Below are 12831 nucleotides of genomic sequence, written 5' to 3'. Positions count from 1 at the left end.
CTCTCTCCTGTTTCATTTTTAATATCCTTTCTGACAAGGTACCATCAAAGGGTAACGGTCGATTGTCTCCTGACAACCGGAAGTCTTATTAATCAATAAAGTGCTATGCGAGAACTTCCGTCCTTTCGCTTTTACTGCTCCGTTGGCAGGGCCATAAAGCAGGTATTCTCCCGTCGTCTTGTTTTCAATTTCCAGACGGGCTTCCTGACTGGTGTCCATCTGCGCTTTGATACGATAGTTGCCGATGACAATTGTGTTATCTGCATCCGGCTTCGCATCAGCAAATGACATGGAGTTGGATTCGTCTACCTGAATAACTGCCAGGAATCTCATATCCTTGCATTTACGGACGTTCTCGAATTTACCGTGATATTGATTTTTTTCAAACTCGATTGCTTTTCTTCCACGCTGCGGGTTCAGCCAGTCGAACGGTTTGACGTACGACGTATCAACCAGGGAAGTAGTCAATTCGGAACTTCCGAAAATCCGGGCAAGCACATCACAATTATCCGTATCGGCTATCAGTGAATTCCCGGCATCGCCAATCTTCATGCCTGCACGTTCAAGCCCATTAAGCTGAAAAGTCCAGGTTACTTCTTTTTCCGCTTCCAGTTCATCATATAGTACGATGATATTAGGACGCAACATCACCAAGTGACGACGGAATTTACGGACTTGCGGATTATCATTATCATCCAGTATAAAACCGTTTTCGGAGGTGTAAGCCTGTGCATTCTTCAACACAGTAGTCCAGTTGAGGGCACTTTGGTCAAAAGGTATATATGCGTTTGAAGCATCGCCCAAAGCATAGGTAATATCGTTGCCGTCCAGATAACGGGCAATCCATCCGTAACCGCTATGCGAATAGGCCTGCGTCTTTCCGTCTACGGTAATGGTATTACGCGCCCGGCTATGCTTGTGTGCCAGCAAGTAATGCTTGTCTTGTGTCGTCACTTTATATCCTGTAGGATAAAATATCGGTTTTCCTTTGTAGGACACATTGAAACTGTTTTGCTCTGCCATTCCGTGAGAACCGGATCCGAAAGGTGAACTGCGGAACGAGACAAACAGATTGTCCGAAGCATTCAGCACATCGGTATTCATGACGACGATACCGGTTTGAGGAAATACGGCAGACTGGGGAATGTTCGCCAGATTCACAGCCTCTACCTTCCGCGGACGATGCTGCAAACGATAGGTGTCAAAGTCCGTTTTCTTAAAAGCGAATGGAGCGGCAGGCGATTGGCCGGACAGCTCATAAGCGTAATGGATAGCAAACGGATTATTCAACTCTTGCCCCAGAATGTATGCAAACTCTGCCCGGAGCCGGTTTACTTCATAGACCTTGTCGCTCCCGTCACCGAAGCCGTCACCGGCAGAATGTACAGGCATCGTGTAAGCCAATGCATTGGCACAATTGGCATACCATGGATGCTTGAAGATATTCACGTTGAAAAGATTACGAAACAAGATGAAGTTATTCACCATCGATTCCATATTCACATGGATATAGCCCATGTTTCCGTTAGGCCAGACACCGTCCGACAAGAAGCCGCCGCCCGGTGAACGTGATAACCAGATGTCATAAAGCATACCGAACCACTTCTCTGCCTGTACATCATGGCCTTTCATGACGATAGCGGAAGTAAATGCGTTATAAAAGGTATGCTGAAAGAAATGGGCGCATAGTATGCCATCCGCCGACCCGACATTTTCCTGCATGGCATCGTCTATAATCAGCCCTATGACGGTCGTGATGAAGTGCTTATAATTCTTTTTCTGTTGTTCGTTCAGATAGGCATAGGCCACGTCATAGGTCATACTCAAGGCGGACATGGACTTGGCGCCCGTAAAGTCGGCAGCCGCATACATTGCAGCCGGTTCTTTTGCCGCGATGTAATCTGCCAAGGCTACAGCTTTATCGAGATATTCCTTGTTCGAAATCAGCCGATAGCCATTCAACAAATGTTCAATATCTCTATTGATTCCTTCTACTTCGTATCTCAAACGGAATTGCATGATTTGCTTTCGTTCTACTTCAGAAGCCGTTGCAGGTATGGGGTCGCCTTTCACCTTATAACTCGCCACCTCTTTATTCAAAGCCGCATTCGCAGCTCTCCGGTAAGATGCCCTTAATTGTTTCTGATCGGCTGTCAGCACTTTGCCGGATATGGCCTCTCCGAAAATACGAGGATGCTTCTCCGGTATCATATCATATGCTTCTTCGGCATTCGGTGACTGAAATTTAGGAAGATTTTCGGGGATATTCACTTCGTATACCTTCGACCAGGATTTCCCTGACACCCGATAGCGCCAATACCACGTACCCGGTTTGAGAGGCTTGTGGTTATTATAAAAGGCCAGTTTCAACCCTGTACGGGTAAGTACATCTTTATCTGAAAAGTTTCTTGTACGTCCCATTTGGAAGTCATACTGCAAACAGCGATCCGTTTTTCCGCTTACTTTTTTTACAGGAAAGACTTTAGGATACTCGTAATCAGCCATCGGCCAAGTGAAAACCGGCGGATTGGTGATAACCTCGTGCCCCTTCACCGGGTAAGGAAACTCCCGGTTTCCCTTTTGCCGGATGCATCCCATAGTCAATGGGGTAATGCCACTCTTACTATCATCCGCCTCCTCTTCATTCACCTTGAAACCGTCGGCAAACCGATGGAAACCGCTGAATACCTGCTGAACCGTTCCATCCGACTGCGCGAATACTGACTGCACGGAAACGGACATTACCGCCACCGTTGCGCCAAGCCATACTTTGATTTTATTCTTCATGATACTCTTAACTATCTATCTGCTATAAATTCTTTTTTATATTTATTGAATACATTCCGCCATCTTTACCTGAAAATCATTCATCATGGCAGCCATTTTTTGTGCTATCTCCGGATATTGCCCAACCAAATCTACAGTCTCTTCGGGGTCTTTCTCCAAATCGAAAAGCGCAAGACCGGTTTTGCCTCCCCTTGCAAGCTGCACGCCCGGCAGACCATCCTTGCCCGGTTCTGTCACGATGCGATATTCGTGAGGAGCCACACATTTCCATTTCCCGTCTCTCACCGCTTCTACTTTACCGTCATATAAGAAGTAAAACGGTTTATGACTCTGTGCTTGTCCGGTAAGTGTCATCCATACGTTCTCACCATCGAACTCGTTCATCCGCGGCATTTGTGAACCGGTCAGTTCTACAATGGTAGGGGTAATGTCCAAAGCCGACAGGAACTGCTCGGAAACTTTACCTGCCGGAATACGACCGGGCATCCGGGCTATGAACGGCACACGCTGCCCACCTTCAAAAGTGGTACCTTTTCCCTCACGAAGTCCGCCTGTAGAACCGCCGTGATTGCCGTAACTCAGCCACGGACCGTTGTCGGATGTAAACAATACCAGGGTATTATCGTCCAAACCGTTTTCTTTCAATGTTTTCATTATTTCACCTACCGACCAGTCTATCTCCATAATTACATCAGCATATAGCCCTTCTCCGGATTTTCCTTTGAACTTATCCGATACGCCCAGAGGAACATGAGGCTGTGTATAAGGAACATAAAGCAGGAAAGGTTCATTCTTATGCTTGTCAATGAATGCCGTTGCACGTTCTGTGATACGGGTAGTCATGTGATTCACTGTAGGATTATATTCCACCACGCGCTCATTGTCGTAAAGCGGCAATGCCCGGTACGGATGTCCCGGCTGAGGATGGAAAGGCCACATATCATTGGAATAAGGCAAACCGAAAAACTCATTGAAACCGTGTCGGAGCGGTAGGTGTTCGGGAAGACATCCCAAATGCCATTTGCCGAAAATGCCGGTAGCATAATTATTCTGTTTCAGGTAGTCGGCAAGGGTAAATTCATCGCTTTCCAATCCGTTTACGGACAGGTCGTCTACAACTCCCTGTAAGCCTGCCCGTTCGGCATATCGCCCTGTCAGTAAGGCGGCACGCGATGGAGTGGAGGCTGCCGCACCTGCATAAAAGTTAGTGAAACGGATACCCTCCGCCGCCAGTTGGTCCAGATTGGGAGTTTGCAAACGAGAGTTGCCGTAACACTTCATGTCTCCATAGCCTTGGTCGTCAGTCAGTATAATAACGATGTTGGGCTTTTCTGCAGCGTTGCTTCTTGAAGAAGCATTCGCTGTTTCAGATGATTTTGAGTTTGAACCGTTGCAGGCGGATAATCCTGCAACAGCCAAACATAAGACTGATAAATTATTCATAAAACTTACTGTAAACTATCATTTTTTTACTTTAAAGCTAAAGGCTAACGGTTCATTCTTCAACCCTTTGGGCAGAGTAACAGTCACCTTGCCATCCTTACAGGAATACTTCACGCTCTTGCCGTTTTGCAACAGAGTCATTCTGCCTGTCGGCTCGTTACCTTCCCACTCAATGGTGGCAGGCAATGTCTCTTTTTCGGGCAGGGCGTAGATGGCATATAATGTTTTACCGTCTTTATTGGCAGTAAACCATACTTTACCGCAGTTATAGTTTGGTGTAGTACGGGTGGCGTAGATAGCCGCACCATTCTGCTTCAACCAATCACCAACTTCTTTCAAGCGGTCGATAGCGCCTTGCTCAATCTCTCCTTCCGGAGTAGGTCCGATGTTCAATGCCAGGTTTCCGCCTTTGGCTACAATTTCAGCCAGCATATTGATTACCCATGAACAGGATTTGTATTCAGAGTCCGGACTCCAGCCCCAAGTTTTAGCCAAAGGGATACAAGTTTCCCAGGGGTTGTTTATCTGTTTTTCAGGAATGACACGTTCCGGTGTCTGGTAGTTCTCGTTACGTCCCGGCACGGTTCTGTCCGCCACGATAAGACCCGGTTGTTTCCGGCGTGCTTTGTCTACGATTTCATCCATCTTGATATCCTGTTCCGGTTTACGCACCCATCCTCCATCAAGCCACAAAATGTCGACATTGCCGTAATTGCTCATCAGTTCGTCAATCTGGTTGGCGGTAAACTTCTGGAAGTTCGCCCATTTCTTATGGTATTTCTTTACGTCATAGTTTACGTTACGTGTGGGAGTAGCCCAAAACGGATCCCAATAATCTTTGTGATGCCAATCCGGTTTGGAAAAGTAAGTACCAATCATGAAACCTTTCTGCCGGAAAGCATCGAACAGGTGCTTGGTGACATCACTGTATTTTCCATTCTTATACGGCCCTTTTGTAATGCCGTAATCCGTGTATTTAGAGTCGTACATACAGAATCCATCATGATGCTTAGTGGTGAAGACAAGGTATTTGCATCCGGCATCTGCCGCAATGTCTGCCCAACGGGAAGGTTCGAACTTGACCGGATTGAATGAATCCGCCAATCCCCAGTACCATTTTTTAAATTCGTCGTAAGGTTTGTCCGGAGCTACTCTCTCTCTGCGCTTGGTAAAGCGGTCTTCCGAACAAAGCAACCATGATTCCGTAATACCCGGCACTGAGTAAATGCCCCAGTGGTACATGATACCGAATTTCACGTCTTGCCATTTATCCAGTTTTTCCAGTACTTTCGCATCCGTAGGCCATTCATAGCTTTCCGAACTTTCGTGTATCAGTTCTCCGTCTTTCGTTCCGAAAACTTTTTTGTTTTGCGCATTCAGTGCCAGCGACAGACCGATACACGCAACGAGTGATAAAACTTTTTTCATAAATAATTCTTGTTATTGCATTAGTAATAGATATTTTAGTTCTTTGAGTCAGAAACGCTTTCTATAAAAGCAGGTTCGCCCTGCAATTGCTTCACGATATTTTCCGCTTTCTCAACTTCTGCTTTTGTGCCGCAAATTAGTAATGACACGCCACCTTCAGCACCGTCCACACCACCTTTCGCCGTGACGTGAACATCTACATCGGCAAATTCTTTCATGGCTTCGATTTCAGTATAGATATTGCCTTGCGTTACATTGAGACGCACTGTACCCTTACCGCGTTGTATATCACCATTTGTTATCTTCTGAATTTCAAACAGGTCTTGCGTTGTTTCTTTTTCGAGGCCTACCGGCACAATCCAGCGTCCTTTACCTTCATCTGTGTATTTGCGCAGCTTCGCTACAGTGCCTCCGTCGGGTGCTCCTACACATACGGCTGCCTGACGTTTGGCGTAGTTCACCATGTTAGCACCTTTAAACACGATGTCCTTCGCATTCATACGTGCTAAAGCATCGGCATAAGATATGTCAGCAGGCTTCCCTTTCATTAATACTATTTCCGACTGACGTTTCATCCCTCTAGCAAAATCTTCTTTCGAACTCGGGAAGATTCGTCCTGTGACGAAACTCCCCCGGGGAGCTGACAGTCCGGCAAGTTCTTCTGCAAGATAAGTATTAGTTGTTCCCAAAGTTATGATGACAATGCCGTTCTCCAATCTGTCCTTGACATCTTTATTTGCCGCAATACCCTTAGCTATCAGACGTTTGCTTTCACTGACCGTCAACCGTGCGGTTGTCATATACTCATATGCTTTCTGCGGAATAGTTCCCGCCGCTTCTTTTTTTCTTTAAGTTGCTGCATACAGCTACTGAATGAAAGTGCTATCGCAGTTAGTAGGATATAGTTGATTGCTTTCATATTTAATGTTTTTACCTGATATTTAATGTCTTTATCTGATTAGATTTCCAGTTCGGGTACTTTATCAACCAAGACTTTTTCAGTACCGTTTTCTTTGACAATGGTAGCTTTACCTTTATAGTCGATGCTTACGTTCTCACCTTTCTTCGTATTGCGAACGAAGAAAGAGGGAGCACCTTTAGAGGATAAATTAACCTTGATATTCCAGTCACCTATCTCAATACAGCCATCTTTCAACATTCGTGGCTGCGCGGTGGGGGTCAGTTTGGCATGAGTATCGATAATTGTAGCAAAACGATATACTTTCTGCTTGTCTGACGTAGCTGTGAAATGCCAATGATTTGCGTACGTTTTAAAATTACCTTTCTCGTCAGCAATCAGCCAATTGACGGCAGGCGTAAAGAATTGACTGGTCGTATCGGTTTTCAATACTCCGGTGGAAAAAAGGTAAGCATCAGAGATTCCTTCTTTGTTGGTAGCCTGTACGTGTACCCAATCCGGATTGCTTTTATCCACATTCATCGGATTAGTAACCGTATGCAGCAAGTAACTCCAAGTGACAGGCTGTTCAGCTTCCAATTCGTCATAGATAAAGGTAAGACCTGTTTTTCCGAGTTCCACGATATGACGGCGGTAAGTTTTCAGTCCGACTTCGTCCCAACCATTCTCAGGGGTATATTCCAGCCCGGCAACTTTGCCACGTTCTATCCAAAGCGGAGAGATTACTTTTCCATATGCATTAGACGCATCCCCTACCACATAACCTATGTTTTCACTTATATAATGACGGGGAATCCATCCGTAACCTTCGGTACCGATACGCTGTCCCATACCATTAACCAGTATCGTATTGTGAGCACGAGTTGCACGGTAACAATAAACAGAATGTTTATCAATAAAAGAAGTACCATGACCTGAGCTATAAAAGAGCGACTGTCCGCCCCAAAAGGTATTGAACGCATTCTGATTGGTCAGTGCATGGGATGTGCCACCGTAAGGACTGCTACGAAAACTAATCATGGCACTGTTTTCTGTCTGCGATAAACGGGTGGAGAATGAAGCCAGACCGGATTGCGGGAAAACGTGTCCCATAGGCAGGTCGGCAAGACCAGCCCCCACAGGCAATGGTTTGTCACACTGCAAACGGAACCATGCCAGTCCGCCTGCTTTGGACGTACTGCCTTCATTCAAAATGTTCGGCTGACGTGCCCGGATAGTACGCACATAATCAGCAGCATACGTATTGCCTGTCATCCGGGCGACAGCATCCGCATAACCGACTCTTACTCCTCTGGGCGTTAACACCTTTTCATGGGAACTACCATTTCCGCCCGATTTTGAAAATGGGGGTTGCTGATAGATAGTGTACAACACCGAACCTTGATACCAGGGATCAGAGAAGAAATCAAATCCGGTCAGCCTGCTGTAAAAATAAGGAACTTCTATCAATGTACGTGTGTTTACAGTGAAATAAGAGTCACCATTATGCCATGCACCATCCTTATTCAGACCGGGGAAACGGGCAAGCCACACGTTATAGCAGTAATCTACCCAAGTATCAGCCTCGGGCAGTTCACCGTAAACAGTGAAGGCCGCCATTGTAAGAATCCGGAGCGTCATTTGCCAGACGTGATTCTCGGCGATATGATTTTCCAGATAATTATTATAATGGTCATACATCTTGTTTCCATACTTCCGGATGCAAGCAAGCAGGTCTTTTCGGGTATCTTCATCCAGAAGGTCATAGAGAGCATCATAAGCCAATGTGCCAAGTGATACGAAAGTAGCGTCATTAAAATCGCCTTTCACATTATCACTTTCCCCCAAGTGATAATTTCCTTGATACGCTTGATGGCTTCATCGGCATAGCGACGTTCTTTAGTCAGCATATAAGCACGTATGATAACATCCAGGTTCGACTCTTCTCTGTCAACAATACGGCGACTTTCACGAGTAAGCATTGCGTTGCGCTCCATTTCGCTGTTCAAATTTGCGAGCAGCTTGGTGTTGACGTCATTGATAGACTTCATAGGTGTCTTCATCGCCTTGTTGGCAGCCGAGATATAAATCTTGCGTTCCGGAGTGGAAATGCTACGACGGATAAAGTGCTCCCACTCTTTTTTATCAAGCCAGACGCGGGGATGTTCATGCGGAACTTTGGCGAGGACTTCTTTCAGGGAAGGCGGACAGAACTTGTCAGGATTGGTTTCAACCGTAAATTGCTGAACCGTAGCCCATTTTGTCTTGCCATCCTTTACGTTGCCATATTGCCAGTACCACACGCCGGGTGTCAAGTCTTTCTCCGGATTGTAAAAAGGCCAACGGGTTTCCACCTGTACCACCCCGGTCTTGAAAGTGGGATCTTGAGAGTAGCGCAAGCTATAACGGACTTTACTCTTGTCAACCTTATGCTTAGTATCCAGCCCGTCCAGCCCGCTCTCTACCACATAAAGCCCTTCCTGCAACGGCCATTGAAAAGAAACGATACGGTCGGCAACCACTGCTTTGTCCGACGGCGAGGGAGTAGCACGCATTTCGTGCATCAAAGTGACATCTTTCAGCCGGATATTAACAGGCGACTGTTGAGCATACAGTCCGGATGCCAATAAACAAATTGTAAAAGTATATAAAGTAAGTTTCATGGTTATTTGTTATTTATAATCTAGCAGTTAAGCGTTTTTCATTCTATATTCATTCTTGTTTAGCCGAACTTCTTCAATTCTTTATATCGTCTTAATGCTTCCAGATAATAATAATCCGCATAGTTTAACGGTACATCCACCTCGCTATCATGTGGAAAACTACCCACCGAGTGTTTCAGAATGAATCCTTTATTCTCATTCTCCTTCGCCAGATAATCCGGTGAAGAAAGCTGTTTTAATATATTTTCCGCATACTCCATATAACTGTTACTTAGATTCTTATCATCTGTATATCCGCATAGTTCGAGCAAAGCGGAAGCGGTAACAGCCGCGGCGGAAGCATCATGCGGGGCGTTCGGAATATCCGGTGCATCATAATCCCAGTAAGGAATATAATCATTTTCCGAAGGACGGTTCTCCATTATAAATCGGGCAATCTTATGCGCAGCTTCCAGATAAGCGGAATTTTTCGTAAAGCGGTAACACATCGTGTAACCATACACTCCCCATGCTTGTCCGCGTGCCCAGGCGGAAGAATCGGAATATCCTTGGAAAGTTCCTTTAGACTCCACTTTCCCGCTAGGTACGGAATAGCTGACTACATGATAGGAAGTCATGTTCTCACGAAAATGATTCTTCAAGGTTTTGTCAGCGTGAGCCATCGCAATATCACGATATTTAGAATTTCCGGTTTGTTCGGATGCCCAGAAAAGCATCTCAAGATTCATCATATTATCAATAATCACCGGGTAACTCCAATCCCCAAAATCCCAGGAACGAATCAAGCCGACTTCCGGACTGAAACGTGTACAAAGGCTCTCGGAAGAATTCACCAAAACCTGTTTATCTTTCGGTTCCGGTTTCAAACGAAACGCCTGTCCGTAGCTACAATACATCATAAAGCCAATATCATGGTTTCCTGTATAATATTGAATATCTTCCAGACGGTTCGTATATTTACGGGCCTCCTTCGCCAACGCCTCATCCCCTGTCATCTCATAGGCCAGCCACATGGAACCGGGATAAAAACCACTTGTCCAGTCTTTGGCATTTTCCAGACGGTAACTTCCATCCGCCTTGGTAGAACGTGGAAAACAAACTGTGTCAGGTACATTTTTCAACTGATCCGCCATATAAAGTAACTGATGACCGGATGTTTTCACCGCAGTTTCAAACCATTCCGGCGTACCCGCTTTAGGAATATCACAAGCGGTCAGCAGACCTATTCCCAAAACCGCCATATACAACTCTCTTTTCATTTCCATATTTATAGTTTTAATGATTTATTTTAGATTTAATGTCTCATCTTTACCGATAGCAAAATTAGGGATTGCCGAAAAGAAAGGCTTTATATATCTATTTTTTCATCCTTGATTCCATATGCGTCAATGTAGATTTCGTCCAAAACACTTTTGTTTTTGTCTATTCTCATATAATCATACAAAAATTGCGCACACCTTCTTTAAAAAAGAGGATGTGCGCAATTTTGTTTCAGTCTGCGAACCTTGCTTATCTCACAATATCTTCCGGAAATTTAGCCGGCATCTCCACCCGTTTCCAAGTTTCATAATACCAGGTATTCAACTCGTTTCCATTCAAATCATTCTTGATGAAATATTTCAGACACAGATAATCATTGTCTTTTATTTCAAATTCGAGGATATTATCCTGATTATCCAACATTGGCAGATGAATATTCTTCTCGATACTTTCTTTATAAGAATCATCCGTCAGTTGTTTCCACATTCCATATCCTGTAATGATGGCATCCGAACCGGGGATAATGGTAAAGTTCACGATCCGTCCGTCATCACTCAACACTTTAAATGTATTACTGGGTTTCAATGCTCCCGGAACATCGGGAGATTCCGACACATAGTGGCAGAGCTGCCAAATACCTTTTAAATCGGCCGCTTTGAATTTTGTTTTCTTCTGGGCCATCGCACCTGTTACCGCTAACAACATCATTGAAAGCATGGTAAAGAAAAAGAGCTTTTTCATTGTCGTATGATTTTAGTTAACACTCTCGAAGGCGTATGTCCAAATATAAATATTTATTTTGAGAATATAACTATCAAAGACATAAAAAAACTCGCATAACCCAAAGATTATGCGAGTTTTACATAAATATACCGAAATATTAGAAATCAGCATTTCTCGGTGTACGCGGGAACGGTATCACGTCACGGATGTTCGCCATACCTGTAACGAATAATAACAGACGTTCAAAACCAAGTCCGAAACCGGAATGAGGACACGTACCAAACTTACGGGTATCCAGATACCACCACATATCTTTCATCGGGATGTGCATTTCTTCAATACGGGTCAGCAGCTTGTCATAGTCCGCTTCACGTTCGGAACCACCGATAATTTCACCGATCTTCGGGAAAAGAACGTCCATTGCACGTACAGTCTTACCATCTTCGTTCTGCTTCATATAGAAGGCTTTGATTTCTTTCGGATAGTCAGTCAGAATCACCGGACGTTTGAAGTGTTCTTCCACCAGGAAGCGTTCGTGTTCAGAAGCCAAATCCACGCCCCAGTAAACCGGGAACTCGAACTTATGGCCTTTCGCAACAGCTTCTTCCAGAATCTTGATACCGTCTGTATAAGGCAGACGTACGAACTCATCTTTCAATACACCTTGCAGACGTTCAATCAAGCCCTTGTCGAACATATCGTTGAGGAACTTCACATCATCCGCACAGTTATCCAACGCCCATTTCACACAATATTTGATGAACTCTTCCGCCAAGTCCATATTGTCTGTAATATCGTTGAAAGCAACTTCCGGCTCAACCATCCAGAACTCTGCCAAGTGGCGGGGAGTGTTGGAGTTTTCGGCACGGAACGTAGGACCGAATGTGTAGATAGCTCCCAAAGCAGTAGCAGCCAACTCACCTTCCAGCTGACCGGAAACGGTCAAACTTGCCTGCTTACCGAAGAAATCATCTTCATAAGAGATAGAGCCTCTCTCGTCTTTCTTCAAGTCATACAGGTTCATGGTAGTCACCTGGAACATCTGTCCGGCACCTTCACAATCGGAAGCCGTAATGATCGGTGTATGGAAATAGAAGAAGCCCTTTTCATGGAAGAACTTGTGAATAGCAATCGCCATGTTGTGACGGATGCGGAACACAGCACCAAACGTATTCGTACGCGGACGCAAGTGAGCAATCTCGCGCAGGAACTCCATAGAGTGACCTTTCTTCTGCAATGGATATGTATTATCACAAGTACCCAGCACTTCGATTTCACGAGCCTGTACTTCCACTTTCTGACCGGAACCTACTGACTCTACCATTTCTCCGTTCACGCTAATACAAGCGCCGGTAGTAATCAGTTTCAGCATCTCTTCATCGAAATTAGCCAAATCTACTACGACCTGCAAATTATTTATTGTAGAACCGTCATTCAGTGCGATAAAGTTTACTTGTTTGCTACCTCTGCGGGTGCGAACCCATCCTTTCACATTGACCATCGCGCCAATATCTGTGCGCTTCAACAGATCAACAATTTTTGTTCTACCAATCTTTTCCATTTAACTTTTTCTTTTTAGATACAAGAAGACGAGGTTTCAATTACAGGGTTCATTCTTTCCTGCTCTCT

Annotated in this window: 7 protein-coding genes and 1 pseudogene; all 8 read right to left on the bottom strand. The window is 44.9% G+C overall.

Annotated elements, in window-relative coordinates; translation table 11 throughout:
• Positions 1-18: 18 nt before the first annotated feature.
• The gene (locus NXV01_RS08195) at positions 19-2787 is read right to left on the bottom strand and encodes a DUF4962 domain-containing protein (protein WP_259022139.1); all 2769 of its coding nucleotides are present in this window, start codon (positions 2785-2787) and stop codon (positions 19-21) included.
• Positions 2788-2829: 42 nt separating this feature from the next.
• On the bottom strand, positions 2830-4230 hold the full coding sequence (locus NXV01_RS08190) for a sulfatase (protein ID WP_259022138.1): 1401 nt from the start codon (positions 4228-4230) through the stop codon (positions 2830-2832).
• An 18-nt stretch (positions 4231-4248) separates the two neighbouring features.
• Entirely contained in the window at positions 4249-5658 is a 1410-nt protein-coding gene (locus NXV01_RS08185; RefSeq protein ID WP_217721408.1) for an alpha-L-fucosidase, read from the bottom strand.
• Between the two features lie 35 nt (positions 5659-5693).
• On the bottom strand, positions 5694-6458 hold the full coding sequence (locus NXV01_RS08180; protein WP_259022137.1) for a hypothetical protein: 765 nt from the start codon (positions 6456-6458) through the stop codon (positions 5694-5696).
• Positions 6459-6616: 158 nt separating this feature from the next.
• A pseudogene (locus tag NXV01_RS08175) lies at positions 6617-9219 on the bottom strand (DUF4962 domain-containing protein).
• A gap of 59 nt (positions 9220-9278) precedes the next feature.
• Positions 9279-10478, bottom strand: a complete 1200-nt coding sequence (locus NXV01_RS08170) for a glycoside hydrolase family 88 protein (protein ID WP_259023440.1) — start codon at positions 10476-10478, stop codon at positions 9279-9281.
• 250 nt (positions 10479-10728) lie between these two features.
• Complete coding sequence (locus NXV01_RS08165; RefSeq protein ID WP_195648648.1) at positions 10729-11220, bottom strand: DUF4488 domain-containing protein; 492 nt, start codon at positions 11218-11220, stop codon at positions 10729-10731.
• A 139-nt stretch (positions 11221-11359) separates the two neighbouring features.
• Positions 11360-12763 (bottom strand): asparagine--tRNA ligase, encoded by a 1404-nt coding sequence (gene asnS / locus NXV01_RS08160; RefSeq protein WP_148366576.1) that lies wholly within the window; start codon positions 12761-12763, stop codon positions 11360-11362.
• Positions 12764-12831 lie beyond the last annotated feature (68 nt).

Source organism: Bacteroides sp. BFG-606, from assembly GCF_024788145.1.
In the GTDB taxonomy this organism is placed as follows: Bacteria; Bacteroidota; Bacteroidia; order Bacteroidales; family Bacteroidaceae; genus Bacteroides; species Bacteroides vicugnae.
This window is presented reverse-complemented; position numbering and strand designations above follow the sequence as displayed.

Excerpts from the sequence above, each read along its gene's own strand:
- NXV01_RS08195 (WP_259022139.1), bottom strand. The coding sequence starts at position 2,787 with ATGAAGAATAAAATCAAAGTATGGCTTGGCGCAACGGTGGCGGTAATG.
- NXV01_RS08190 (WP_259022138.1), bottom strand. The coding sequence starts at position 4,230 with ATGAATAATTTATCAGTCTTATGTTTGGCTGTTGCAGGATTATCCGCC.
- NXV01_RS08185 (WP_217721408.1), bottom strand. The coding sequence starts at position 5,658 with ATGAAAAAAGTTTTATCACTCGTTGCGTGTATCGGTCTGTCGCTGGCA.
- NXV01_RS08180 (WP_259022137.1), bottom strand. The coding sequence starts at position 6,458 with ATGACAACCGCACGGTTGACGGTCAGTGAAAGCAAACGTCTGATAGCT.
- NXV01_RS08170 (WP_259023440.1), bottom strand. The coding sequence starts at position 10,478 with ATGAAAAGAGAGTTGTATATGGCGGTTTTGGGAATAGGTCTGCTGACC.
- NXV01_RS08165 (WP_195648648.1), bottom strand. The coding sequence starts at position 11,220 with ATGAAAAAGCTCTTTTTCTTTACCATGCTTTCAATGATGTTGTTAGCG.
- asnS (WP_148366576.1), bottom strand. The coding sequence starts at position 12,763 with ATGGAAAAGATTGGTAGAACAAAAATTGTTGATCTGTTGAAGCGCACA.